This window comes from Salinibacterium sp. ZJ450 (genome assembly GCF_011751885.2).
In the GTDB taxonomy this organism is placed as follows: domain Bacteria; phylum Actinomycetota; class Actinomycetes; order Actinomycetales; family Microbacteriaceae; genus Ruicaihuangia.
This window is the reverse complement of sequence record NZ_CP061771.1, coordinates 3282270-3308429: the sequence shown is the minus strand read 5'-3', so window position 1 is coordinate 3308429 and position 26160 is coordinate 3282270. Positions and strand designations below refer to the sequence as shown.

25 protein-coding genes are annotated in these 26160 nt (G+C 65.1%); 22 read left to right on the top strand and 3 right to left on the bottom strand.

Features of this window, described 5'->3' with window-relative positions; genetic code table 11:
• Positions 1-10 precede the first annotated feature (10 nt).
• The 7 genes from HCT51_RS16120 to HCT51_RS16090 are packed head-to-tail and all read left to right on the top strand — an operon-like array spanning position 11 to position 8509.
• The gene (locus tag HCT51_RS16120; RefSeq protein ID WP_224760538.1) at positions 11-1219 is read left to right on the top strand and encodes an acyl-CoA dehydrogenase family protein; all 1209 of its coding nucleotides are present in this window, start codon (positions 11-13) and stop codon (positions 1217-1219) included.
• A complete protein-coding gene (locus tag HCT51_RS16115) occupies positions 1216-2385 on the top strand; it encodes a thiolase family protein (protein ID WP_166875046.1) in 1170 nt (389 codons plus the stop codon). The genes HCT51_RS16120 and HCT51_RS16115 overlap by 4 nt, the downstream gene beginning before the upstream one ends.
• Complete coding sequence (locus HCT51_RS16110; protein WP_166875049.1) at positions 2382-3896, top strand: 3-hydroxyacyl-CoA dehydrogenase; 1515 nt, start codon at positions 2382-2384, stop codon at positions 3894-3896. Before HCT51_RS16115 ends, HCT51_RS16110 begins: the two co-directional genes overlap by 4 nt.
• Before the next feature lie 47 nt (positions 3897-3943).
• Positions 3944-5140, top strand: coding sequence for an ABC transporter substrate-binding protein (locus HCT51_RS16105; protein WP_166875052.1), 1197 nt, complete (start codon positions 3944-3946; stop codon positions 5138-5140).
• A 24-nt stretch (positions 5141-5164) separates the two neighbouring features.
• Positions 5165-6052, top strand: a complete 888-nt coding sequence (locus HCT51_RS16100; protein ID WP_166875055.1) for a branched-chain amino acid ABC transporter permease — start codon at positions 5165-5167, stop codon at positions 6050-6052.
• A gap of 1 nt (position 6053) precedes the next feature.
• A complete protein-coding gene (locus HCT51_RS16095) occupies positions 6054-7805 on the top strand; it encodes a branched-chain amino acid ABC transporter ATP-binding protein/permease (RefSeq protein ID WP_166875058.1) in 1752 nt (583 codons plus the stop codon).
• A complete protein-coding gene (locus HCT51_RS16090; RefSeq protein ID WP_166875060.1) occupies positions 7802-8509 on the top strand; it encodes an ABC transporter ATP-binding protein in 708 nt (235 codons plus the stop codon). The genes HCT51_RS16095 and HCT51_RS16090 overlap by 4 nt, the downstream gene beginning before the upstream one ends.
• 24 nt (positions 8510-8533) lie before the next feature.
• Here HCT51_RS16090 and HCT51_RS16085 read toward each other — a convergent pair whose 3' ends face one another.
• Positions 8534-9229, bottom strand: a complete 696-nt coding sequence (locus HCT51_RS16085) for a TetR/AcrR family transcriptional regulator (RefSeq protein ID WP_191413658.1) — start codon at positions 9227-9229, stop codon at positions 8534-8536.
• Positions 9230-9250: 21 nt separating this feature from the next.
• Here HCT51_RS16085 and HCT51_RS16080 point away from each other — a divergent pair, with 21 nt between their 5' ends.
• From HCT51_RS16080 to HCT51_RS16020, 13 genes are all read left to right on the top strand, one after another.
• A complete protein-coding gene (locus HCT51_RS16080) occupies positions 9251-10039 on the top strand; it encodes an enoyl-CoA hydratase-related protein (RefSeq protein WP_166875067.1) in 789 nt (262 codons plus the stop codon).
• 5 nt (positions 10040-10044) lie between these two features.
• The gene (locus tag HCT51_RS16075) at positions 10045-10623 is read left to right on the top strand and encodes a hypothetical protein (RefSeq protein WP_166875069.1); all 579 of its coding nucleotides are present in this window, start codon (positions 10045-10047) and stop codon (positions 10621-10623) included.
• Positions 10620-11855 carry an acetyl-CoA hydrolase/transferase family protein gene (locus HCT51_RS16070; RefSeq protein ID WP_166875073.1) on the top strand — a complete coding sequence of 412 codons (1236 nt, stop codon included), beginning with the start codon at positions 10620-10622 and terminating at the stop codon, positions 11853-11855. Before HCT51_RS16075 ends, HCT51_RS16070 begins: the two co-directional genes overlap by 4 nt.
• A gap of 79 nt (positions 11856-11934) precedes the next feature.
• Positions 11935-13488 (top strand): acyl-CoA dehydrogenase family protein, encoded by a 1554-nt coding sequence (locus HCT51_RS16065; RefSeq protein WP_166875076.1) that lies wholly within the window; start codon positions 11935-11937, stop codon positions 13486-13488.
• Positions 13488-15101, top strand: coding sequence for an AMP-binding protein (locus HCT51_RS16060; RefSeq protein WP_166875079.1), 1614 nt, complete (start codon positions 13488-13490; stop codon positions 15099-15101). Before HCT51_RS16065 ends, HCT51_RS16060 begins: the two co-directional genes overlap by 1 nt.
• Positions 15098-16132 (top strand): CaiB/BaiF CoA transferase family protein, encoded by a 1035-nt coding sequence (locus HCT51_RS16055; protein ID WP_166875082.1) that lies wholly within the window; start codon positions 15098-15100, stop codon positions 16130-16132. The genes HCT51_RS16060 and HCT51_RS16055 overlap by 4 nt, the downstream gene beginning before the upstream one ends.
• Before the next feature lie 2 nt (positions 16133-16134).
• Positions 16135-17103, top strand: coding sequence for an HpcH/HpaI aldolase/citrate lyase family protein (locus HCT51_RS16050; RefSeq protein ID WP_166875086.1), 969 nt, complete (start codon positions 16135-16137; stop codon positions 17101-17103).
• A gap of 3 nt (positions 17104-17106) precedes the next feature.
• Positions 17107-17814 carry a CoA transferase subunit A gene (locus tag HCT51_RS16045; protein ID WP_166875088.1) on the top strand — a complete coding sequence of 236 codons (708 nt, stop codon included), beginning with the start codon at positions 17107-17109 and terminating at the stop codon, positions 17812-17814.
• Between the two features lie 2 nt (positions 17815-17816).
• Entirely contained in the window at positions 17817-18479 is a 663-nt protein-coding gene (locus HCT51_RS16040) for a 3-oxoacid CoA-transferase subunit B (RefSeq protein WP_166875092.1), read from the top strand.
• Positions 18480-18745: 266 nt separating this feature from the next.
• Complete coding sequence (locus tag HCT51_RS16035; protein WP_166875098.1) at positions 18746-19522, top strand: electron transfer flavoprotein subunit beta/FixA family protein; 777 nt, start codon at positions 18746-18748, stop codon at positions 19520-19522.
• Between the two features lie 11 nt (positions 19523-19533).
• Positions 19534-20517 carry an electron transfer flavoprotein subunit alpha/FixB family protein gene (locus HCT51_RS16030; RefSeq protein WP_166875101.1) on the top strand — a complete coding sequence of 328 codons (984 nt, stop codon included), beginning with the start codon at positions 19534-19536 and terminating at the stop codon, positions 20515-20517.
• A gap of 6 nt (positions 20518-20523) precedes the next feature.
• Positions 20524-22155, top strand: coding sequence for a cytochrome b/b6 domain-containing protein (locus tag HCT51_RS16025; RefSeq protein WP_166875104.1), 1632 nt, complete (start codon positions 20524-20526; stop codon positions 22153-22155).
• A gap of 35 nt (positions 22156-22190) precedes the next feature.
• A complete protein-coding gene (locus HCT51_RS16020) occupies positions 22191-23063 on the top strand; it encodes an alpha/beta fold hydrolase (RefSeq protein ID WP_224760537.1) in 873 nt (290 codons plus the stop codon).
• Between the two features lie 395 nt (positions 23064-23458).
• Here HCT51_RS16020 and HCT51_RS16015 read toward each other — a convergent pair whose 3' ends face one another.
• Positions 23459-23767 carry a hypothetical protein gene (locus HCT51_RS16015; protein WP_166875107.1) on the bottom strand — a complete coding sequence of 103 codons (309 nt, stop codon included), beginning with the start codon at positions 23765-23767 and terminating at the stop codon, positions 23459-23461.
• A 92-nt stretch (positions 23768-23859) separates the two neighbouring features.
• On the opposite strand from HCT51_RS16015, the gene fdhA reads away from it, so the two are divergent.
• A complete protein-coding gene (gene fdhA, locus HCT51_RS16010; protein WP_166875110.1) occupies positions 23860-25080 on the top strand; it encodes a formaldehyde dehydrogenase, glutathione-independent in 1221 nt (406 codons plus the stop codon).
• 43 nt (positions 25081-25123) lie between these two features.
• Complete coding sequence (locus HCT51_RS16005; protein WP_166875113.1) at positions 25124-25525, top strand: GlcG/HbpS family heme-binding protein; 402 nt, start codon at positions 25124-25126, stop codon at positions 25523-25525.
• 79 nt (positions 25526-25604) lie between these two features.
• On the opposite strand, the gene HCT51_RS16000 is transcribed toward HCT51_RS16005, so the two are convergent.
• On the bottom strand, positions 25605-26105 hold the full coding sequence (locus tag HCT51_RS16000; protein WP_166875116.1) for an NADPH-dependent FMN reductase: 501 nt from the start codon (positions 26103-26105) through the stop codon (positions 25605-25607).
• Positions 26106-26160: the final 55 nt, after the last annotated feature.

Here is a 26160-nt window from a genome sequence, read left to right as displayed (position 1 = left end):
GAGTTGCTCCGTGCCAACATACTCAGTAGTATGGCCTTCAGGTCAAAGGAGATCGAACTTGTCCGTAATTTGGAATCCATCACTCGACGCAGATGCGCAGCGCTGGCAAGAGATCGCCCGTGAGGCGAGCGCTACACACTTTGCTCCGCTGGCAACCGAGCTGGACTCCACCGCTCGCTACCCGTGGGAGAGCGTGAAGGTGCTCACTGATACCGGGCTTGCCGGCATGTTCGTTCCCGAGGAATACGGCGGGGGCGGCGCCAGTCTGACCGCCCTGTGTGCAACGTTGGAAGAAGTGGCCTATGGCTGCGCCGCGACGTGTGGGATTCTCGCCGTCTACCTGCTCGGCACAATGCCCTTCCGGCTGGCGGGCACGCCCGAGCAGAAGGAGCGCTACTTGCGTCCTCTCGCCACCGAGGGCAAGGGCATCAGCTTTGGCCTTACCGAGCGCGGTGCCGGCTCGGATGCGGGGGCGATCACGACGACCGCCCTTCCGGAGGGCGAGGGCTTCCGCATTCGCGGAGAAAAGTGGTTCATCGGCAACGGAGGCGCCTCCGAGACATTCATCATCTTTGCCAAGACGGATCCTGAAGCGGGAAGTCGCGGAATCACCGCGTTCGTGGTGGATGCCAAAGCTGAGGGCGTCGTCGTCGACACCTATCTCGACAAGATGGGCATCCGGGGCACGCAGACGACGAACATCAAGCTCGACACCTGGGTTCCGAGCGACGCCATGCTCGGGGAACGCGGGCGCGGCCTCTCACTCGCACTGGCGACGCTCGCGGTGGGGCGCATTACGCTGGCCGGTCAGGCGCTCGGCATCTCACGCGCGGCATACGACGCGTCCGCCCAACGCGCAGTAGAGCGGTTCACCTTCGGGCGACCCATCATCGACAACCAGGGAATTTCGTTCAAGTTGGCCGACATGGTGACCGACATCACTACCGGTCGCGTCCTCATGTACGAGGCCGCGCGCGCATGGGACGCTGGGGAAGACACCGCCATGCTGGGCCAGGTCGCCAAGCTGCACACGAGCGAGGCTTCCAATCGTGTGGTCGATGCGGCGGTGCAGATCTTCGGTGGTGACGGCTTCGTGCGACCCACGCTCGTCGAGCGTCTCTACCGCGATCAGCGAGCCACCGAAATCTACGAGGGTACCTCCGAAGTGATTCGCATGGTCATCGGTCGAGAGATCAAGCGCGAGTGGAGCACATCATGACGACCTGGGTTGTAGACGGACTTCGCTCCCCGCACGGCAAGTACGGCGGCACGCTGCGCGATGTGCCGATGACAGATCTCGCGGTGCAGACCACGCAACTCCTGCTCCAACGTGTGGGAATCGATCCTGCCGTGATTGACGAGGTCGTACTGTCCTGTCGGCACCAAGCAGGCAACGGCCCCAACCCTGCGCGCACGATCGCGGTGAAGAGCGGGTTGGCGGAGTCGACTCCCGCGCACACCGTTAACATGGCGTGTGCCTCGGGACTGAAGGCTGTGTGGGCGGCCCAGCAGGCCATCGCTGCCGGGGATGCCGACATCGTGCTGGTGTCGGCGGCTGACTCGATGAGCTCCATGCCGTATTACGGCTCTTACAAGCTGCGCTGGGAAGGCGCGAAGCCCCGAGATATCACGCTCAAGGATGGTTGGCGAGACGGCGAGGACCCGTTGAGCGGACTGTCAATGGGACTCACGGCAGAGAACGTTGCTGCAAAGTACGGCATCAGCCGCGCCGCGCAGGACGAGTGGGCGGCCCGTAGTCATCAGCGTGCCGAAGAAGCATGGGCGGCCGGGAGCTTCGGTGATGAAGTCGTCACTATCGACACTGCCTCGGGCGCCTTTAGCCGGGATGAGACAGTGCGACCGGGCACCACCGTCGAAAAGCTCTCTCGTCTGGCGGCGGCGTTCCGCGAAGACGGCACGGTAACCGCCGGCAATGCCAGCCAGATGGGGGATGCCGCAGCGAGCATTCTCCTGGCGAGCACAGACGCGGTCAAGCGTTTCGGCTTGCGACCACGAGCTGCACTGCGATCGGTCGCCGCCGTCGGAGTGGATCCGAAGCAAATGGGCGTGGGCCCTGTCGAGGCGATCCCCAAGGCGCTCGCGCGCGCCGGAATCTCGCTCTCCGACGTGGACCTGTTCGAGATCAACGAAGCATTCGCTGCGCAGATCGTGCAGAACGTGCGAGCGCTCGGCCTCGATGAAGAACGTGTCAACCGCAATGGTGGCGGAATCGCGCTGGGCCACCCCACCGGCGAGACCGGGGGCCGCCTCATCGCTACGCTGTTGCGTCAACTGGAGGAAACTGACTCCCGGTACGCAGTAGCAAGCATGTGCGTGGGTGGCGGCCAGGGCGCGGCCGCTGTGCTGGAACGGGTGCCGCGGTGACGCCCGAGAAGCGACCCCTGGATGGTCTCCGCGTTGCGGTAATCGGGCTGGGCGTCATGGGGCGTGGGATCGCCCGGGTATTCGCCGCGGCTGGAGCCGATGTGGTGGGCACGGATGCCACCCACGAACTCGTGGCGGCCAACTCGGAGCACTTGGCGCGCGAGGTGGCGCAGGACGGCGACCTCCTGGTGCCGCGAACCGTGCAGGGACTCAAGGAGTGCGTCAGCGGCGCCGATGTCGTCGTCGAGGTCGTCTCGGAGCGCCCGGAGATCAAGTCGCGTCTGTTGACCGAGCTCGCTGAGCTTCTTGAGCCCGGGACCATGCTCGTGACGAATACCTCCTCGCTCAGTGTCAGCGATCTGGGGCGCCAGTATGGCCGGCCCGCGCAGGTTGTCGGCATGCACTTCTTCAATCCCCCAACCAAGATGCGCCTGATCGAGGTCGTCCGCGGTGCGGAGACATCCGACGAGATCACCGAGCGTGCGCTGCGACTGTGTGAGGCTCTCGGCAAAGACGGCGTACTTTGTGACGATTCGCCGGGATTCATCGTGAACCGCTGTTGTCGGCCGCTCTACTACGAGAGCCAGATCCTATTCAGCCAAGGGGTCGATCCCGCAGTTGTCGACGCGCTCGCACGACGCGTGCTCGGGCACCGGATGGGCCCGTTGGAGACGATCGACGTCGCCGGCCTGCACACTCATTTGGTCGCATCCGAGTCCGCGCTGCGTGAGTTTGGCGACCCTCGCTACCGCCCGATCCCCGTCGTCCGTCGCCTGGTGCGCGCGGGATTCCTTGGCCGCAGTACGGGCCGTGGCTTCTACGACTACGCCAGTGAGACTCCCGGTGCGGGGCGCGCCCGCGTCAGCATCACCCCACAGGCGACACCTGCGGAGTTGGTCGTCGTCGGCCCTGATGCTGAACAGATCAGAGGAGTCGCCATTGATTCTCCGCATGCAGACCACGTCATCGTCTACCGGACGTCGTCGGCTACAGTCGAAGACCTGCGTGCGATCGAGTCGCTTCGTGCCAAAGGCCCGGTTGTCGTGGACTCCTCAGACGGCGGGTGGATCGAGTTGCTTCCCTCCGGCGTGGGATGGATACACGTGCACGACCGCGCCGGTGAAGTCACGGTAGAAGTTGTCGACGACGACGTCGCAGGTATCGCGCCGACGCCGGAGATGGACGGTGTAGTCGCCGCGCTCGGAGCAGTGGCGGTGCATGTGCCGGCCGTACCGGGCTTGATCGTCGACCGGCTCGGTCACGCCCTCGTCAACGAGGCGTGCGCTCTCGTTGCAGAGGGAATTGCTGAGGCAAGAGGGGTGGACGCAGCGTTGGTCCTGGGAATGAACCACGCGAGGGGTCCATTCGCTTACATGGAGGAGATGGGACCGGAGCGCATCTTGCACGGCCTGCGCCGACTTCAGCACATCACGGGGGATGATCGCTACCGGCCGTCCCCCCATTTGATTCGGCTGGCCTCCGCCATCCGACGCAAGAACGCTCAGGCGTGAGGAACTGTTGTTTTCTGTTGTGAAATTACATTCAAAGGAGTATGTCAATGCATAAAGCAAAGAAGCGAATTGCGGTGGCATTGGTTGCCGCGTTCTCGATTACGACGCTGGCGGCCTGTGGCGCGTCCGGCGGTGATTCCGCTGCTGGTTCGGGCGACGACACCATCAAGATCGGCGTGCTCACTGCGCTGAGCGGACCGTCGGCGATCTACGGCGACGCGATCACCCAGGGTGCCCGGCTGGCGGCAGAAGAGATCAACGCGGAGGGTGGCGTCGAGGGATTCCGCTTCGAGCTCATCGAAGAAGACCACGCCAACAACCCGGACAGCGCTGTCACGGCAGCCCAGAAGATGCTGACGGTCGACCGGGCCCACGCCCTCTTGAGCTCGTTCACCGCCCCCACCCTCGCGGTGCGACCCATGGCGTGCGAGCGTGAGATCCCTGTTCTCAACGGTGGTGCGATCGGTGCTGACCTCATCGGGCAAGAGTGCCTGTACAACACCGTTGCCAACACCGCGACGATGTACCCCCTCCTGATGGACTACGCCGTTGACGAGCTGGATGCCTCCAAGGTCGCCGTCATCGCCTGGAACGACGAAGCCGGTGGTGCCGTCAATACGGAGGCCACGTCAAGTTGCAAGAGGCTCGGCTGTGAGGTCGTCGCCCAGGAGAGTCACGACGTCGGCGCGACGGACCTGAGTGTGCAGCTGGCACGGATCAAGTCGGCGAAGCCCGACATGCTCGTTGTCGGCTCATGGGGGGACGACCTGGGCTACATCATCAGTGGTGCCCACAAGATCGGTCTGGACATTCCCATCGTTGGCAGCGACTACACGCCCAATGTCCTGACGATCACAGGCCCTGAGGCGATCAAGTCGTACAGCGCGATTCTGGACCGATTCGACCCGAGCGTCGGTGGCCCGCACACGGGGGAGTTCGTCGAGGCGTACAAGGCGAAGTTCGATGAGGAGCCCACGCAGTTCGCAGCCAACTACTACGAGCACGTGAAGTATGTCTATGCGGACGCCGTGCGGCGGGCCGTGAAGGATGGGAAGAATCCCACAGAATCAGGTGTGCTGCTTGCCAGTATCGAAGCGCTCGTAGCCGACTCACACGAGTTCAAGAGCCTCTACGGAGAGTCCATGATCATCAGGGATGACGGCACGGTGGCCAAGCCTGTCTCCATCTACCGCGTCGAGGATGGCGTGCTCGCGCCGATCGCGGAATTTGCTGGGTCGAAGTAGTGACCCACCCGACGAAGGGTTGAGATGAATTTCGACGCGGGTCCACAGCTGCTGGTCAACGGCCTGATTGACGGGAGCCTCTACGCGCTTGCAGCGATCAGCTTCGGCCTGATCTTCTCCACGACAAAGATGTTCCACTTCGCACACGCCATCTCGTTCGTGGTTGGCGCCTACGCGGCAGTGGTTCTCGCCGGACCGTTGCCGCTGGCGCTTGCGACAGTGGTGGGGATGATCGTCGCAGGACTCTTCGGAGTATTGGTCGAAATCTCGATCTACCGCAATCTGCGCCGGCGTCACGCCGGAGTGCTGCAGATCTTCCTCGCAGCCCTGGGAGTTCTCGCGGTGGGTGAGGCCTTGATCTGGATCGGCTGGGGGCCTGGTGCCCAGCGGATCCAAGGGGTTCCGACGGAGCAGTTCTCCTGGGGTCCGGTGGGATTCACCATGGTCGATGTCATCGTCATCGCGGTGTCGTGGGTCGCGGTGTTGCTCGTGCTCTACGTGCTGCACAGCACTCGTGTCGGAATTATGGTGCGAGGAGTAGCCGCCAATCCACGGCTGTCCTCCGTGGTGGGGGTGGACCCGCAGCACATCTTCATCGGCGTCTTCTTTGTCGGGTCCGCCCTCGCCGGCCTCTCCGGCGTCCTGTTCGCGGTCGGCGATGTCGCGACCCCGACGATGGGGCTGAACCTGGTGCTCGCGGCGGCGATCGGCGTCTTCATCGGCGGGATCGGCAGCATCCCGGGTGCTGCGCTCGGTGGGCTCACGCTCGGTCTCGCCGAGAGTATCGGTGGCCTCTTCCTACCCGGCTACCTCAACTCGATCGTGGCCTTCGGGTTGCTTTTCGCGGTATTGATCTTCAAACCCAGCGGCTTCTTCGGGCGTCGACTCACACTCTCGGGAAGAGGAGTTTGACATGGACTTCTGGATACACGTTGCCAACACGGCGCTGATTCTCATCATCGTCGCCTTCGGAACGAACCTGCTAGTCGGTTATGCGGGCCTGATGACGCTTGCCGCCGGCGCGCAGTTCGGTGTCGGGGCATACACGGCCGCTCTGCTTTCTGTCCACACCGATCTCCCGCCGCTGCTGTGTGTCCTGGCAGCAATGGTGGTGACGTCGGTAGCGTCTGCCGTCTCGGCGCTGCCCGCACTCCGCATCAGGGGTGAGTATCTCATCCTGCTCACGCTGGCACTCCAGATGATGGTTCACGGAATGCTGACCTCATGGCGCGGCCTGACCGGGGGCACGACGGGCCTGACGGGGATCGATCGACCCGTCGTCAACGGAGAACGACTGCTGGACCCGACGGACTTCTTTCCCTATATTCTCGTGGCGGGCATCATTGCGATGCTGATCGCGGCCCGTATCGGCGGGTCCCCGTTTGGGCGCAACCTCCGCGCTATGCGCGACAATGAAAGCGCTGTCATCGCGCTGGGTCGCAACATCGTCGGGATGAAGTTCAAGGTATTCGCGATATCGGGGGCCTTCGCCGGTCTCGCCGGAGGAATCTACGCTCCATACTCGGCCTTCGTGAATCCGGCGACATTCACGCTCGATCAGTCGATCTTCATCCTCGCGTTCATCGTGCTGGGAGGCTCCGGCAGCGTCGTCGGTGTCGTGGTCGGCGCGGTGCTGCTGGTGGGGATTCCTGAGGTGCTCAGGTTCTTCGACTTCGGAACCGATTACGCGGAGCAGATCCGTCAGCTGCTGTACGGCGTAATGCTCATCCTCTTCATGCTCCTGCGCCCGGAGGGGCTCGTGCGTGAGGGTGGTATTCGACGCCTGCTCCGCCGGATCAGGCCAAAGCCTCCTTACGAGTTGGAACCCGCTGACGAGACCGTCGCGGCGGACCTTCCGGCGGACGACGCACTCGTGGAAAAGGACCGTATCCTCTTGCAGGGTCGCGGCCTGAGCAAGACCTTCGGTGGTGTCTTGGCCGCCAAGGAGCTGGACATCGAACTGCGCAGTGGCCGTGTCACGGCGCTCGTAGGGCCGAACGGTGCGGGCAAGACGACAGTGTTCAACCTGCTCACCGGTTTTATCACCCCAGACACGGGTGAGGTGACACTGCTCGGCAAGGACGTCACGTCGCTAGCTCCCGTCAAGCGGGTGCAGAGGGGACTGGCTCGTACGTTCCAGGATGTGCGGCTCTTCCCGAAGCTGACGGTCTTGGACAATGTGCGCTCGGCCGTACCTCATCAGTCCGGCGAAGGTGTCTTCGCGCTGTTGTTCAGGCCCCTGTCGGTACGGCGGGACGAGAAGAAGACGACGGCGGAAGCGCTGCGGTGCCTCGAGTTCGTGGGGATGACCGATCGAGCCGACATAACGGTGGAGAGCCTCTCTTACGGTGACCAGAAGCTCGTCAGCATCGCGCGTCTTGTCGCCACAGGCGCTGACGTGCTGCTCCTGGATGAACCAGCCTCTGGCGTCGATCGGGCATGGGTCGAGCGAATCCTCGAACTCATCATGAAGCTCGCGGAGCAGGGCAAAGCAGTGTGCCTCGTGGAGCACAATCTTGACGTGATCCGTGCTGTAGCCGACCACGCCTACTTCATGGAGCTCGGGCAGATCGTCGCAGAAGGAAGTCCGGAAGAGCTCATGGCTGACCCCCGATTGGCAGAGATCTACTTCGGCCGGGGAACGAAAGAGGAGAGTATGACATGAGCGACACGCACCTGGAAGTTCGCGACCTTCGGTCGTCATACCGGCGCAACGAGGCGATCCACGGTATCTCGTTGGACGTGCGCGGAGGTGAGGTTGTTGCCCTCCTGGGTCACAATGGCGCGGGCAAGTCGACAACGCTGCACTGTATCGCAGGGCTTCAGCCAGTCAGCCATGGCAGCATCCGCCTCGACGGCGACGACATTACCCACCATGGCGCGGCTGCGAGCGTCAAGATCGGGATCGGTCTTGTCCTCGAGCAAGCCTTCGTGTTCGGGGATCTCACGGTCCGGGAAAACCTGGAGCTTGCCGGAGTGCGGGTTGGCAAGGAAGACCTGGAGAGGACCCGAGCCCAGATGCTTGAGCGGTACCCGGTTCTGAGCGACCGCGGTGCACAGCGTGCTGAGGCGTTGAGTGGCGGCGAGCAGCGGATGCTGAGCATGGCCATGGCCCTGCTGTCTTCGCCGCGTCTGCTGATCCTCGATGAGCCGAGCCTGGGTGTTGCGCCGTTCCTCGTGGAGCGGATGATGGACGATATACGCGAAATCGCCACGACGACCGGGGTGGCCGTGCTGCTTGTCGAGCAGAATGTCACACAGGCGCTTCGGGTCGCTGACCGCGCTTATGTGATGCGCGCAGGCGCGATCATCGAGGAGCAGGAAGCCGCCAGCCTCGCGAAGCGCGAGCGGCTTTGGGAGCTGTTCTGATCGGAGCCGTGGGCGGCGACGTGGTCAGGCCCTGAGCCCATTCACCGCAAACGTCGCCAGCTCCTCGGCGATCTGCAGTACGTCGGAGGGTGCGTTCTTGCTGCGCTGGAACCACATGCCAACCCAGTTGATCGTTCCCAGGAACGCCCGCACCGCGATTTCTACATCAAGGTCGCGCAGTTCGCCTGACGCGGCGGCGAGCTGGATGAGGTCTCGGAAGTGAGACTCGTACTGGGCACGTGTTCGGCGGATTGACCGCACCGTCTCGCGCTGTTTCTCTGTCTGAGCCAAGTCGAGCATCGCGGTGCTGATCATCGTCACCCGTGCGAACGCGAGGTTCTCCATCATCAGGCGTGCGTGTGCCCGAGCCATTTTCTCGAGACGAACGAGGTAGTGGTCATCGTTCTTGGCGAGGACTTCGATCTCGCCGATCATCAACCCGAGCATCTCGATATGGATGTCGAGCAGGATGTCGACCTTGCTGCGGTAGTAGTGGTACACGCGGCCTTTTGTCGCTCCGAGACGGTCTGCGATCTCGTCGATCGACGCGCGATCGTAGCCGAGCTCCATGAAGGCGTCGGCCGCTGCTCGGAGAATCTCCGCGCGTCCGCCGGCCCCGCTTCCGGGTCGCGCCGGCGACCTGTCGGTCGTTTTCAAGCTGACCCCTTTCGTTTCTCTTTCGGAGACCCCGCAACAATACCGGTGCTGCGCAGATTCCATCCTACGCAGTAGGATGTGCCCATGATAGAGGAACATCCGACCCCTTCTCCGGTGCTCGTGGCGGACGACGGTGGCGTGCGGACGCTTCGGCTGGACCGGCCCGAAACCCGAAACGCATTGAATACCGCCATGGTGCTCGCCCTGGCTGAGGCCTTGGAGGAGGCACAGCGTGACGACACCGTAAGGTGCGTCATCCTGACCGGCGGCCCCCGCTGGTTCGCTTCAGGTGCCGATCTTCGCGAACTGCTGGAGACGCCTCCCACGGCATTGCTCCATGGAGACAAGGATGCAGCATGGAAGCGGATCTTTGCGTGTGAAAAGCCAATAGTGGCCGCGGTTGCCGGCCCGGCGCTGGGCGGCGGATGCGAGCTTGCGTTTGCCTCTGACTTCGTCGTGGCGGCAGACAACGCGGTCTTCGGGCAGCCGGAAATTCGCCTCGGCATCCTTCCGGGAGCCGGTGGCACGCAACGATGGGCGCGCACCGTTGGCCGATTTCGGGCCGCGCAAGTCGTTCTCGGCGCGGAACAGTTCTCGGCCTGGGAAGCGTACCGCGGTGGGTTCGTTGCCGAGGTTGTGCCGGGAGAACGGCTTGCTGCGGCAGCGGCTGCGCTGGCAGGGCGCATCGCCGCATCCGCGCCCCACGCCGCGCGAGCCGCTAAGGCTGCGCTCCGTGCCGCCGAATCGATGGCGTTGGGTGACGCCCTTCGGTATGAGAAGGCCTTGCTGTCTGCTGTGCTTTCGACCGACGACGCAAACGAGGGCGTGACCGCGTTCCTCGAGCGACGCGCCCCAGTATTCAAGGGACAGTGACTATCTTGACTGACGAATCAGCAGTGATTGTGCACACCCTGGAGGGTGTTCGCGAACGACGCGACCTGCGCGACTTGGCCGCAGCGCTCCGTGAGCCCGGGTCCCACCTCTTGGTCGTGTCGGATACGAACGAGTTGCCGCAGGACGTGACCCCCCTGGCGACAGCGATCCGTGACGCCGCGGTCGCGACCTGCGCAGTCGGCCATGTGGAAGGCTCGGCGCTGATTGCATACGCAGTGGGCCGGCTACGGCTTGCGATGGCGGGAACGACGTTCGCCTGGGGTGCCGTGCCCGTGGTCCCAGGGCTGGCCGCCGTGCTCGCAAGCGCCGGTGGCGCTGCCGGGAGCCGAATGTCTTGGGGCGAGGTGCTTTCCGCGCAGGACCTTCATGCCGGGCTCACACACCGAATCGTCGATGATCTCGAATCCGCGCGTGCGGCACTCGCCGCGGATCTCGCCAAGTCGGGGGGGCCTGACGCCCTGGCGTTGCGGCTGCGCTCCGACGTCGCTGCGCGCGAGGCGAACTCGTGGCACGCGTCGTTCGCATTCGACCGGCACCTGACCGCCTCAACGGACTCCGCATGACAAGCGCGCTCAACACACTGTCGCGATTCGTGCCCCGCGGCGCCCGGATCGTCGTCTCGCCGGGTTGCGGTACACCGACGACCCTGTTGACCGCGCTGGCGACGGACCCAGAGGGCGTGCAGCCTGACGTTCACGTATTGTCAGGGCTCCTCCTGGAGGATTGCGGACTCGCCGACGCAGTTGAGGCGGGCCGGCTGGGCTGGAGCACGTGGCATCCGATGGGCCGCGCTCGTCAGCTCATTGACAACGGGCAGGTCGACTACCTGCCACTGCGTGGCTCCGGAATTCCCGAGTTTCTTGAGCGCATCGCTCCTGAGGTAGCGCTCGTCCGCGTGTCCCCGCCGGACAGGAACGGCTATGTGAGCCTTGGGCCATCCGTCAGTTACCCGCGACGGGCGATCGAAACGGCCGCCGTCGCAATCGCGGAGGTCGACCCGGCGGTCCCGCGCACCGGGCCCCACTCACTCGTACACCAGAGCCGCTTTGCCGCAATCATCGACTCTGAGCTCCCGATGCCCGAATACCTGAGTGCGCGTGGCACAGCCGAAACAGACCGTATTGCCCAGCAGGTACTCCAGCTTGTACCGCCCGCAGCAGTCGTGCAGGTCGGCATCGGAGCGGTTCCGGAGCAGCTGGTTGCGCTTCTCGCCGGGCACGAAGACGTGGGTTTCGTCGGAATGGGCAGCGATGCCATGATCGACGTCGTCGCCTCCCAGTCGCACTCGAGCGTCCTGCCGATCATCAGCGCCGTGGAGCTGATGGGCACCAGCCGCTTGATGCAGTTTGCCGACCACTCCCCGCTGGTTGAGGTCCTTCCGTCGGAGATCGGACACTCGGTGTTGCATCTGGGGCGGTTCGAGCGCCTGATCTCCGTCAACGGGGCAGCCCAAGTCGACCTTTCTGGCCAGGTTGCCTCAGAACAGGTGGGGGGGCGCCATATATCCGGGGTAGGGGGCAGCCAGGACTTCGCGGAGTCGGCTCGGCTGTCGCGCGGCGGGCTCACGGTCATTGCGACGACATCCACGGCGGGTTCTCGCAGCAGAATCGTGCCGCGCATCGGTCCAGGCGATCCGGTCACCCTTGCTCGCCACGTCATTGATGTCGTCGTCACAGAGCAGGGCGTCGCGGACCTGCGCGGCCTGTCTGAGGCCGAGCGCTGCGAAGCGCTCATCGGCGTTGCGCACCCTGATCACCGGGACGCGCTGCGCGCCGCTCAGGCCGAGGCCGAATAGTTCTTGACCGAAGCATGCGCTTTACATTCGTCGCTATTTCAGACAACCTACGGAGTAGTATGTTTTATGGAGGTGTCACATGGATGAACTAATGGTGCGCGAACGGGTGCAAGAGGCGGTCGACGGCGGGCTGCTGGAAACAGCCAACGCCTGGGTGGACCACGAGCGGACCTGTCGTCCGCTGGTCGAGCAGATGGCGGAGCAGGGGCTCTTCGCCCTGCAGCTGGGGGTGGACGGGGGTGCCGCTCCTGGGTATTCCAGCACGCTCTGCGTCGTGCGAGAGATGTTCGGCTATTACTCGCCGCTCCTCGACCTCACGTTTGCGCTACAGGGACTCGGAACCGGCGCGATTGTCGCGATGGGTTCCGAAGACGTGAAGTCACGGTATCTGGACGACCTTGTTGCTGGTCGCAAGTTGTTCTCCTTCGCGCTCTCGGAGGCGCACTGCTCGTCTGATGTTCTCGGCATGCGTACTTCCGCTCGCAGGGATGGTGACGAATGGGTGCTTGACGGCCAGAAGATGTTCGTTTCAGGTGCGCCCGACGCAGACGTTTATGTCGTGTTCGCGCGAACCGACGGGCTGGAGCGCGGATCAGGAATCACTGCCTTCGTTATCGAGAAGGGAACCCCTGGCTTCACGCCACGGGGAGGCCTCGAGCTGGCAGCGCCACACGCTATGGGCTACGTAGACCTCGACGGCTGCCGCTTGCCCGACTCCCAGCGCATCGGGGAGGTGGGAGAGGGGCTCCGTGCCGCTCTGGGTACCCTCGAGACCTACCGGCCTTCCGTTGGTGCCTATGCTGTCGGCATGGGACTCCGGGCTATCGACCTTGCTCTGGACTTTGGACGCGACCGCCGCAGCTTCGGTGCGCCGCTGCTGGATCACCCGGTCATTCGAGTGCTGATCGGGCGCAGTGCCGCGCGGATGACTGCCGGTCAAGCGCTCGTGCGCGCTGCGGCGACTCTCGCCGACCAGGGCAAATTGTCGCAGCTGCTCGCTTCGGCGGCGAAGCTCTATGGGACAGAAATGGCCACCGCTGCCATCTACGACTCCCAGCAGATCCACGGCGGTCGTGGAGTGTTGGCGGGGCAGGAGATCGAGGCGCTTGATCGCAACGTCCGCGGAACGACCATCTATGAAGGAACCTCGGAGATTCAGCGCCGCATCATTGGGCGGCTTGAGCGGGCACGCGTCTCGAAGGCCCTCTCGAGTGAAGAAGCGGCGTCGCCGAGCGGCGACGAGGTGCTGGACTGGACGCGGCAGACGTATGAGCTGTGGCTTCGCTGGCTCGCCACGGCCGATGGCGCGCTGGGGGAAGACGTCGTAGTGGATCGGATCGCGCAGGTCGCAGTACGCCTCGTGGCCGCTGAGGCGCTCGCAAGGGCAGGCGACTCCTCAAACGAGGAGTTGCACCAGTTGAGCGTCGCTGCTGTCTCCGATGAAGCAGCAACAGAACTCGTTGCCGCAATGTTGGCGACCACCCATGCTCGATCGACGTCTTCAGCACAGAAGTGGGATATTTCGGACGCGGTCGCCGAATGGGCGACAGCTGCCGCTCGCCGCGGTGTGGGGAGTGACGAGGTGCTCGAGCGCGTCGGGAAGCTGCGGTTGGAACGCGGGACAGGCTACTGATGGTCCGCGGCCTGGTAGAGGCAATCGCCGCGACGGCGGAGCGGGTCGGCGCGGGTACTACTGCGGTGTCAACGCTGGATGCTGCCGGAGGCGCCAGCCACGTCTTAACCTACCGGCAGCTGCTGGAAGAGTCAGAGCGCGTCGCTGCGGGGTTTGCCGAGCTTGGGTTGCGCGTCGGAGATACGATCGCTGTATTCCTCCCGAATGTATCGCAATGGCTGGTCACAGAGCTGGCGGCTGCGCGCGCGGGGCTGATTGTCGCGCCGATCAACACCAAGTACCGCTCATCGGAGGTCGCGCGCATCCTGTCGGTCAATCCGGTTCGCGCAGCCGTGGTGGCAACCGGATTTCTCGGCCTGGATCTGGCGGGCATCCTCGATGCCGCGCTTGCGGACCAGGCGGACCGCGATCAGGTAAGGGTTATTGAGGTACCGCTGGGGCATCCGACGGGGCGCCCTGGCGTGATCCTCTTTGAAGAGCTAGGCGCGCAACGACAGCCTCGGGTGCCCGCTCCTCTCGACCCCGATCGGCCGCTGAACCTACTCTTCTCCTCCGGAACGACGTCTTCTCCGAAGACCGTCGCACACGGGCAGCGCTCCTTGATGACTCGCTTGGGCGCTGCAGGAGAGAGGCTCGATATCCATCCCGGTGATGTCGTCCTGTGTGCCTTGCCCATCTGTGGTGCCTGGGGACTGAGCATCTCGCTCGCGACCCTCGTAGCGGGAGCCGGCCTTCTCCTGGCTCCCACGTTCAACGGCGACGTGATCGCCCGTGCGGTCGGCGATCACCGGGTGACCCACTTCCACGGCGGTGATGACATGGTGCGTTCCATCCTGGATTCCCCCGAGTTGAATCCCGCCCGCGCCGCTGCTTGGCGCAGCGCCACGTTCGGTAATTTCAGTGGCAAGGACACCGCGGACCTGGTGAGCCCTCGCCCGGGCTTGGTGCACCTCGAGGTCAGCGGAGCCTACGGGTCGTCGGAGGCGCTGCCGTTCATCGCGGTTGACCCGCCGGGCGCTCCCCCTGCGCATCGTGCGAGTGCAGGCGGACCGCTCGTAGACCGCATGACAGAGGCCCGCGTGGTCGACCCCGACACAGGAAGTGTGTGTGCCGAGGGGGCCAGTGGAGAGTTGCTCCTGCGTGGCACTGTCGTCGCGAAAGAGTACGTGGGTAACCCCGCGGCCACCGCTGATGCCTTCGACGACGAGGGCTGGTTCCATACAGGGGATCTCGCGCAGATCACAGCGGAAGGACGCGTCGTCTTTCTCGGACGGCTGAGGGATTCACTCCGGATTCGTGGCTTTCTGGTGGACCCGGGGGAGATCGAGGAGTTCTTGACCTCGGTGCCCGGTGTCGCTGCCGCCCAGGTGGTGGGGGTCCTCTCCCCGCCTCACGGAGACGTGCCCGTGGCGTTCATCGTACGCAGCAACCACGATGCTGAAGACGGCCTCGAGGAGCGCGTGCTGGCGGCGTGCCGTGCGGGCCTGGCAGCCTTCAAAGCGCCAGTTGCCGTCATCGTCGTCGAAAGCTTCCCCAGCGTAGACGGACCCAACGGGCCGAAGGTGAAGCGTCAGGATCTCCAGGAGATGGCTCGCGCTGTGGTGACATCATGACATCGCCTGCGCACCAACCCCTTGAGGGCGTTCGTTTCGTGGAGTTCGACGGCCTCGGCCCGACACCTTTCGCGGCGATGATGCTCGCCGACCTCGGAGCGGTCGGAATTCGGGTGACCGGTCCACCACGGGGCAACATGGGGCTTGGCGCCGGCGCGCAGGTGTACCATCGCGGGCGGGAAGTGCGAGCACTTGATCTCAAGTCCGATGAGGGCAAGGCTGCGGCTCTCGAACTCATTCGCGAAGCCGATTTGCTGGTCGAAGGGTTCCGGCCGGGAGTCATGGAGAGGCTTGGCCTGGGCCCCGAAACCTGCCTGAGCCTGCGGCCATCCCTTGTGTACGGTCGAGTGACAGGCCATGGGCAGCGCGGCCCGGCGTCCTCCAGCGGCGGCCATGACATCAACTACCTGGCGGCAGTCGGGGCACTCGACCTCTTCCGCCGCGAGGGCGAGCGACCGGTGCCGCCGCTCAACCTCGTTGCCGACTTCGCTGGCGGGGGCCTCATGCTGGTCGTCGGCATGCTTGCTGCTCACGTGGATGCTCGCACGTCCGGGCGAGGGAGGGTGGTGGACGCCGCGATGACCGACGGAGTCGCCGCTCTCCTGGGCAGCGTCTCTGGCCGGCTCGCTGACGGTTCCTGGTCGCCGACTCCCGGAACGAATCTGCTTGACACCGGTGCGCCGTTCTATGACGTGTATGAGACGTCAGATGGGCGATTCGTCGCTGTGGGCGCCATCGAGCAAAAGTTCTATGACGCGTTCCTGGAGGGGCTCGGATTGGGCCAGGACGAGCTGCCGGATCGCTGGGATCGGGCGACATGGCCGCTGCTTCGCGAAATATTCACGCGTCGCTTCCACGAGGAGAGTTTCGACACCTGGCGCGTAGCCTTCGCAGATCGAGACGCGTGCGTGACACCCGTGCTGTCGCTGCCGGAAGCACAGACCGATCCCGTCCTGCGCGAACGGGCCACGTACGTCGAACTGGACGGTGTCGTCCAGCCGGGCCCGGCGCCGCGGTTCACATGGAGGTAACTATGTCCGATGAACGCTGGAGGGCGCCCCGTTCGCTGCTCTTCGTCCCCGCGACCAAGCTCGACCTGCTGGCAAAGGTAGACCGTTGGCGCCCCGACCTCGTCGTCGTCGACCTCGAAGATGCCGTGCATCCCGAGGACAAGGCATCCGCACGGCGTGACCTCGCGGCGGCTTTGGGTGACGGTGTTCTCGCCGACGTGGTGTCGATCGTCGTCATCCGAGTGAATGCACCCGGCACACCGTGGCATGTAGACGACCTCGAGGCGTTGGGTCCGTATATCCCGATCATCGTGCCCGGCGTCGTGGTCCCAAAGGCCGAGGCGATTGCTCCGCTTCTGTATGTGCGCGACAGGCTGGATCGACCGGGAGCCCCGCGCGCGTATGTGCTGGGCGGAATCGAAACGGCGCTGGGGGTAGCGGATTCTCGCTCGCTGCTGGCGAGTGAACTGCTCGACGCCGTGTACTTTGGTGCCGAGGACTACATCAGCGACCTCGGTGGCATTCGGACGAAGGAAGGGGACGAGGTGGCCGTTGCCCGAACGCTGGTTGCCTTACATGCTCGTCTTGCTGGCGTGCCTGCGCTCGACCAAGCATATTTGCAGCTGGCCGACCACGAGGGTCTTGCGGCCGAAACCGCGCAAGGGCGGGCGCTCGGGTACATCGGCAAGATCTGCATCCATCCTGGACAGGTCGGTGTCGTGCACGAGGCGCAACGCCCTTCAGGCGAGGAGGTCGAACATGCCCGGCGGGTAATAGATGTCGCGGCGGCTGGTGTCGGTGCTGTGGATGGCGTCATGGTGGACGCTGTACACCTCCGGATGGCGGAGCAGACGCTCAGGCGCCTCGAAGGATCGCAAGAGATTTCAGCGGCCGTCCGGGCCAACCTTGACCGGAATTATGCCGGGCTAGCTGCCGGGCTGGCTACGTCGGCTTCGGTGGCGGAGCGACCACATCGTGGACGAAAGAGGTAGCCGGTGGTCTCAAAGGTCTGGGGTAGCGCCGCCGAGGCGTTGACTGAGAGCATCCGTGATGGGATGACGATCGCTGTCGGCGGGTTCGGCCTGAGCGGCATCCCGACCAACTTGATCGAGGCGCTTCGCGATAGCGGTGCAAACGAGCTCGTGCTGGTATCGAACAACATGGGCGTTGACGGTAAGGGCCTGGGCCTGCTGCTGGAGACCGGACAGGTTCGTAAGGTGCTCTCGTCTTATGTCGGGGAGAACCGATTGTTCGCCGAACAATACCTAGCGGGTACCCTCGAAGTGGAGTTCGTGCCGCAGGGAACGCTGGCCGAGCGACTCCGGGCTGGAGGGGCGGGCATCCCCGCGTTCTACACGGTGACCGGGGTCGGTACCGCCGTCGCGGAAGGCAAGCCTGAGGCGACCTTCGATGGGCAGCGAGCGATCCTCGAGCGGGGGATCGTCGCCGACATTTCGCTGGTGAAGGCATATCGTGCCGATGTCGAGGGCAACTTGCGTTACCGCCTCACAGCGCGCAACTTCAACCCGCTCGTCGCTGCGGCCGGCCGATTCACGATTGCCGAAGCGGAAGAGATCGTCGAGGGATACCTCGATCCCGAGGAGATTGTGACCCCGGGTGTGTTTGTGAACCGGGTGATCGAAGTGTCGAACCGCACGAAAGACATTGAGCAGCGGACCGTGCGCGTCCGTGAGGAGGCGTGAGCATGTGGACTCGTGATGAGATGGCCGCGATCGCGGCCCGGGAGCTGGAGGACGGCCAGTACGTCAACCTGGGGATCGGCATCCCCACCCTCGTCGCGAATCATCTTCCGGACGGAGTGGGAGTAACCCTGCAGAGCGAGAACGGACTACTGGGCATGGGCCCATTCCCCTTCGACGGTGAGGAAGACGCAGATCTGATCAATGCGGGCAAGCAGACGGTCACGGTTCTTCCCGGTGGGAGTGTGTTCGATTCCGCGACATCCTTCGGCATGATCCGTGGCGGTCATGTACAGACAGCGGTCCTCGGCGCCCTGCAGGTTTCGCAGTTCGGCGACCTAGCCAACTGGATGATTCCGGGCAAGATGGTCAAAGGCATGGGCGGCGCGATGGACCTCGTCGCGGGCACACCGTATGTCATCGTGATCACCGAGCACATAGCGAAAGACGGAAGCCCGAAGATCGTCACCGAGTGCGATTTGCCCCTTACCGGGGTGCGAGTCGTTGACCGGATCATCAGCGACCGGGCGGTCTTCACCGTGGGGGCAGCCGGGCTCACCCTGGCCGACATTGCCCCTGGCGAATCAATCGAGGGACTGCGTGCGATCACCGGAGCCCCATTCACCGTTAGCGCTGAGCTTCAGCAGCAGATGGGGAAGAGCGCATGACCGCGATCATCGCCGGCTACTCCAGGACACCGTTCGTGAGATTCAACGGCCAGTTCGCCACGGTACCGGCCATGGAATCGATGTCACCAGGCATCTGTGGAGGCGGCGGCCAAGGGTGTGCTGTGATCCTTCGCGTTCTGTAGCCGCCACCCGGTCGCCGTTTGGGTGCCGGTATCTGTCGTTCGAGGAGCGGGAAGAGAACGCGCTGCTGAAAGCGCAGCAACAGACAGTCGCCCTTGGAAACACGGCGGCGTAAGGGGATGTCAATGAAGATCATCGTGCTGGTTAAAGAGGTCCCCGACACATATGGGGATCGTAAGCTCGACTTGGCGACGGGTCTCGCGGATCGTGGCGCGGGCGAGGTGGTGCTGGACGAGATTGCTGAGCGCTCGCTCGAGGTCGCGCTGAGCTTCGCCGATAAGAACGCCGACACCGAAGTGGTGGTGCTGTCGATGGCGCCGGAGAGCGCCTCGGCGACGGTGCGTAAGGGCCTGGCGATGGGCGCGACGTCGGCGGTGCAGGTTGCCGACGAGGCGCTCGGCGGGGCAGACCTGGGGCTGACCGCGCAGGTGCTCGCCGCGGCGATCCAGCGCACCGGGTTCGACCTCGTGATCGCGGGGAACCTGTCCACGGATGGCACCGGCGGGGTGCTGCCGGCGATGGTCGCGGAGCTGCTCGGTGTGCCACAGGCAACGTCGCTGACCTCGATCGAGATCGCCGCGGACGCGGTGACCGGGGTTCGCGCGACGGATGATGGCACGATGCAGGTGAGCGCGCCGCTGCCCGCGCTGGTGTCGATCACGGAGGCGCTGCCGGATGCGCGGTTCCCGAACTTCAAGGGGATCATGGCGGCCAAGAAGAAGCCGTTCGAGACGCTTTCGTTGGCCGACCTGGACGTGGATCCGGATGACCCGGAGTCGGCGCGGTCGATCGTGATCGCGATCGCGGAGAAGCCGGCCCGTGATGCGGGCGTGAAGATTGTCGACGAGGGCGATGCGGGCGAGAAGCTCGCCGAGTTCCTCCTGCAGAACCGATTGGTGTGAGGAGCGAAATCATGACCGATTACGCAGCAGAGTCCATTCTTGTCCTGGTCGAGCTCACCCCGTCTGGCGGGCTCGCGGGCAGCGCGGCGGGCCTGGTCGCCGCGGCCGCCCTGGTCGGCACACCGGTGGCGCTGGTGGTGACCGCGCCCGGTGCCGGTAGTGCGGCGGCGGAGGCCGCGGGCGCTCTCGGCGCCGCGAACGTGGTCGTCGCCGAGACCGCTGACCCGACAAGCCTGACCGTGCCGGTGGTTGATGCGCTCGTCGCCGCGGTGGATGCAGTGCGCCCTGACGCGGTGCTGATCTCGAACTCGATCGCCGGGCGGGATGTCGCGGGCCGGTTCGCCGCCCGCACCCGATCCGGCCTGGCAGTCGACGCGATCGGTGTCTCCCGAGACGCGGAGGGCATCGTCGCCCACCACTCCGTCTACGGCGGCGCCTACAACGTCGACTCCGCGGTCACCTGGGGTGCCCCGGTAATCACGGTGCGACAGGGCTCGATCGACGCCCGCGCCGAGGCGCGCACCCCCACCGTCGAGACACTGTCGGTGACCGCATCGGGCAAGCCCGCGGCATCCATCGTGTCGTTCGACGCGGTGGTCGAGGCCTCCAGCCGTCCGGAGTTGCGGGGAGCGGCGAAAGTCGTGTCTGGTGGGCGGGGCTTGGGCTCCGAGGAGAAGTTCGTGCTTGTCGAGCAGCTCGCGGACACCCTGGGCGCGGCCATCGGTGCGTCCCGTGCGGCGGTCGATGCGGGTTACATCCCGCAGTCGCATCAGGTCGGGCAGACCGGCGTCTCGGTGGCGCCGCAGCTGTATGTCGCGCTGGGAATTTCCGGGGCGATCCAGCACCGGGCCGGGATGCAGACCTCGAAGACGATCGTCGCGATCAACAAGGATGCCGATGCCCCGATCTTCGAGATCGCGGACTTCGGTGTCGTCGGCGACCTGTTCACTGTCGTGCCGCAGCTGATCGCTGCCCTCGACGCGAAGAAGGCGTAGCGGGCAATGGCAACACACGTGCGGTCGATACGCCGAGGTCTCCCGCGGTGGCCCGGCGGTGACCCCTGGCCGCCCGCCGGCGACGCACCGGTTGAGCCGGCCGCATCGGCGCTGGCTGCAGAAACGCTGACCCACAGCGAGACGGAGCCGGCCGCGGCGGCGCCGATCGCAGCGGAGCCGGTTGCGACGGCCGCTCCGGTCGTGGGCACGCGGCCAATCCGTCGCGGGCTGCCCCGGGTTCCGGGCGGTGAGCCGTGGCCGCCGGCCGGCGAGGTAACCGTGCCCGCCGTCGTCTCCGCCGCCACTGCGGCGCAGGAGGCTGCCCCCACGTCGACTCCGGACGCGCAGCCGATCACGGCCGCGCAGGCTCCGGCCGTGCCTGTACGGCCGACCGCCGCGATTGCGGCTGCCGGGGCATCCGATCGTCCCCTCCGTCGCGGACTGCCGCGCGCGAAGGGCGGCGAGCCGTGGCCGCCCGCGGGATTCGCACCCGCACAGGTCGCCGCACAATCCGAGGCAGTGGCACCGACCGCACCGGAGACACCGGAGGCGCTGGAGGAGATCGCACCCGCGCCCGCGGCATCCGCCCTCGCTCCCGTCGCCGCTGCGGAACGGCCGGTGCGCGCCCCGCTGGCACGCCCGACCACGCCCCGCCCGACCACGCCGGCGCGTCCCTCAGCGCAGACCCGCCCCCGTCCGGCAGCACCTGTGCCGGCACGGGAGCCCGGACGGTTCGGCGCCTACACCCGCGGGCAGTTGCTGGGTTTCGCGGTCCTCGGCGGTTTCGCGCTGATGTTCGCGGCGATGGTCGTGGTGGTCTCCGCGGCCTGGTTCCGGAGTCTGCCGTTCATGCAGGACTTCCTCACGACCTATCCCGGCGAGTACCACCTGCCGGAGGGGGCGAGTTCCGGGTTCCCGGCCTGGGTGCAGTGGCAGCACTTCTTCAACGTGTTCCTGATGGTGCTGATCATCCGTTCCGGGCTGCAGGTGCGCACCGAGAAACGGCCGGGCGCGTTCTGGACACCGCGATGGTCAAAGAACGGCCAGGGCAAGATCAGCTTGGCGCTGTGGTTCCACCAGTCGCTGGACATCCTCTGGCTGCTCAACGGCGTGGCCTTCGTCGTGTTGCTGTTCGTGACCGGGCACTGGATGCGAATCGTGCCGACCAGCTGGGAGGTGTTCCCGAACGCCCTCTCGGCAATGCTGCAGTACCTGTCGTTGAACTGGCCGACCGAGAACGGCTGGGTGAACTACAACAGCCTGCAGCAGATCATGTACTTCCTCACCGTCTTCGTCGCAGCCCCGCTGGCGGCGATCACCGGGGTGCGGATGTCGGGAATGTGGCCGAAGAACGCCAAGACACTGAACCGGATCTACCCGGTCGAGTGGGCGCGGGCGATCCACTTCCCGGTGATGCTGTACTTCGTGGCGTTCATCATCATTCACGTCGCCCTGGTGTTCGCCACCGGAGCGCTGCGGAACCTGAACCACATGTTCGGCGGCACCGACGTGGTCAACTGGGCCGGGTTCTGGATCTTCTTCGTCTCGCTGCTGATCATCGTCGGCGGCTGGATCGCCGCCAGGCCCTTGGTGCTCGCCCCGATCGCGAAGCTCACCGGCAAGGTCACGGGGCGCTGATGCCTATGACGGAGGTGAGCGTAGGGCCCGAGCTTGTGCTTGCACATTCGGGCGGGATCGAGCTGGTCGGAGACCACTGGGCGGCGCGCGGCGAGCCGCGGGGGAGCGTCCTGCTGCTGCACGGCGGAGGCCAGCGTCGGCACTCCTGGCACCGTACAGGGGAACGACTGGCGCGTTCCGGCTGGTCGGCTTGGGCGTTCGATGCCCGCGGGCACGGCGATAGCGGATGGGCAACTGACGGCGACTACTCCTTGTCGGTCCAAGTCGACGACGCGCTCGCGGTAATCGACCTCATCGGAGAGCCGCCGGTGCTCGTCGGAGCCTCGATGGGCGGCATGACATCGCTCATCGCGGAGGGGGAGCGGGGACCGCTCGCTCGAGGCCTCGTGCTCGTCGACATCGTCGCCCGTCTCGAACCTGTGGGCGTGGAGCGGATCCAAAGTTTCATGTCGGCCGCTCCCGATGGATTCGCCACCCTCGCAGAGGCCGCGGACGCGATCGCCGCGTACAACCCTCACCGCCCGCGTCCGAAAACGCTCGACGGGCTGCGCAAGAATCTCGTCCAACGCGAGGACGGCCGGTGGCGCTGGCACTGGGACCCTCAGTTCCTTCGCGTGGGGAGCGAACCGGAACGAGAGATCCGACAGGAGCGCGCCCAACGCGCAGCCCAGAGCATCCGCGTGCCGACCTTGCTGGTTCGCGGTGCGCACTCCGACATCGTCAGTGAAGAAGGACTTCGGGAGATGCAGGAACTCATCCCGCATGCCGAGACCGTCGAGGTGACCTCCGCAGGTCATATGATCGCGGGCGACGACAACGACGTCTTCACCGCGCAGTTGACGCGCTTCGTCGAGTCCACCTCGCCCTTGCCAGGCCGCCGGATGACGCAGCCTGGGGAGGCGCACTGATGTGTTCAATGCTGCGACCGATATACCGCTCGTCGCAAGCGGAGGATTTTCTGCACACTGACGGAGGATGTGTTGGAATCGGGGTGAAAAGTGCCCAGTAACCGCAAGGGTTTCCGAGTTTTCAGAACAACCCGCCATGCCAGCCAGAGTCAGACCCCCTACTTCCCCGTATTGACGGGGGTGCGAGGGGGTCTTCTGCTTGATGGGATAGTCGTTATCGGATGTTCTGCCCACGGCGTTCACTCTGGCATCGCGGGCCGTCGAAGCCGCTCTCGATCTGGCTCGCCGTGCGGGGGCCCGTTGATGCCCGAACGGTCCGAGCGGAATCGTGCGAGCGGGTGAACCCAAGTTCCCTTGTTCTGTTGTGAAGATGCTCTGGGCGTGTACTGCGCGGACTACCGGTTGTCGGATGCAGCGTCCCCGGGCTTGTGCCAACGATCGGCGACTGATTCCATGAGGTTGAGGGCCTCGCCGGAAACACTCTCGTTGGGCCCGCTGAAAGTGAGGGCCATGATCGCAACGGGAACTTCGCCTTCTCGCCGGGTAGAGCTGACGCGCACGGCCACGTTCGCTGCCCAACCCCACTTCTTGTCGGTCCCCTTGGCCTTGCTCGGATCGACGCGTATCTCTGACTTGAAGACGTGCCACCCGGCGCACACTTCCAAGACGCCGCGATCGCGGACGAGCCTGTTGAGCGCCTTCACCTCTTGCGGAGCAGATGACAAAACGCACAACCATCACGAAGTCGAGCGATCTTGCTATCACGAGGGTCGCTCGCGCAAACGAAGGGACAAAGATGTCTGGAAACAGAGCGGTCGCCTACGAGGGACCCGGTGTCGTGAAAGTGATCGACACGGACTACCCCGATTTCGAGTTGCATGACGGCCGTGGCGTCAACCCCGCCAACATCGGCCGAAAGATCCGGCACGGCGTGATCCTGCGCACCGTCGCGACCAACATCTGCGGATCCGACCAGCACATGGTGCGCGGCAGGACGACGGCGCCCGCGGGCTTGGTGCTCGGCCACGAGATCACCGGCGAGGTCGTTGAGGTGGGTCCGGATGTCGAGTTCATCAAGGTCGGCGACATTGTCTCGGTGCCCTTCAACATCGCCTGCGGCCGCTGTCGCAACTGCAAGGAGGGCAAGACCGGGATCTGTCTGAACGTCAACCCCGACCGACCTGGCAGCGCATACGGCTACGTCGACATGGGAGGGTGGGTCGGCGGGCAGGCCGAGCACGTTCTCGTGCCGTACGCGGACTGGAACCTCCTCAAATTCCCGGACCGCGACCAGGCGCTCGAGAAGATCCTCGACCTCGCGATGCTGTCCGACATTTTCCCGACCGGCTTCCACGGGGCGGTCACCGCCGGCGTGGGAGTGGGCTCGACCGTCTACATCGCCGGCGCCGGCCCCGTCGGTCTCGCCGCGGCCGCCAGTGCGCAGCTGCTCGGTGCCGCCGTCGTGATCGTCGGCGATCTGAACGCGGACCGGCTCGCGCAGGCGCGCAGCTTCGGCTGCGAGACCGTGAACGTCGGGGAAGGTTCGGTGCCCGACCAGCTTGAGCAGATCCTGGGCGTACCCGAAGTGGATGCCGCGGTTGACGCCGTCGGCTTCGAGGCGCGCAGCGAAGGACACGGCGCCCACGCCAAGGAAGCGCCGGCGACCGTGCTCAACTCGCTCATGGGCGCGACCGCCGCGGGCGGCGCCATCGGCATCCCGGGTCTGTATGTCACCGGGGACCCGGGCGCTGTGGATGATGCCGCGAAGGTCGGGTCGCTCTCGATCAGCCTGGGCACAGGGTGGGCGAAGTCGCTGTCGTTTACCACCGGACAGTGCCCGGTCATGCGCTACAACCGTCGGCTCATGATGGCGATCCTGCACGACAAGGTGCACATCGCCGACGCGGTCAACGCCAAGGCGATCACGCTGGACGAGGCGCCTCAGGGCTATGCCGAGTTCGATGCGGGCGCCGCCACGAAGTACGTGCTCAACCCCAACGGCTACCTCGCCGCCTGACACCGCTCGACTCACCACGCACGACAACCGAAGGAGCGCCACCATGACCGGATTAACCCTTGCGGATGCCCGCACCATCATCGCCGCCGCTGAGAAGCGGGCCGATGAGATCGGACAACCGATGAACATCGCCGTCGTTGACGGCGGAGGAAACCTCATCGCCCATGTGAGGCAGGACAACGCCTGGATCGGGAGCGTCGACATCTCCATCAGCAAGGCGTGGACCTCGCGCGCCTTCGACATCCAGACCAAAGATCTGGGCGACAACTCGCAGCCCACCCAGCAGTTCTTCGGCATCCACACCACCAACGGCGGCAAGGTCGCGATCTTCGCCGGAGGAGTTCCCCTGTTGCGCGACGGCGTCGTCGTCGGAGGACTCGGAGTGAGCGGCGGCTCCGGCGAGCAGGACCAGACCGTCGCCGAGGCTGGTGCCGCCGCCCTGTAGCGAGGGTGCATCGCTCGTCCTCAGCCGATGTGGCTCTCCACCATTACGGGTGGGGAGCCCCTTAGAGCTAGCGGAGAGTTCACGGTGCGGCTCTCGTCAGTCGCTCCACGACCGGAGCCCAGCGACGTCCGTAATCATCGATGCGGCCGTCAGACTCGAATTCCGATTCAAGAAGGAACAGGCCGGGTAGCGCGGTCGTCGCTCCCAACTCCGCCAGCACAGGCTTCAGAGTCAGCTCTGCGGCGAGCGCGTGGTCCCATGCGCCCCCGACCATCACAGGGGCGGCGACCACGCCGTGCATGCCAGTCGCGCCCGCGAACTTGTCCAGGAATGTCTTGAGCAGCCCGGTGTACGTCGCCTTGTAGGTCGGGCTGGCGATCACGACGAGGTCAGAGCCGGCGACCGTGTCGACCGCCGCCGCGATACCGGCGTCACCCCATTCGAGCAGCGCAGGGCCGAGATCGATGACCTCGATCACATGATCCGCATGTCGACCGGACAGCGCCTCGGCCACTCGTTCCGCGGCCGCGCGTGTCCGTGAGTTCCGCTTCGGGTTTCCGACCACAACCGTTGTCACCATGATTTGCCCATCTCTCGATGTCTGCGCTAGTGCTTCAAGTATATTAAGGATGGCA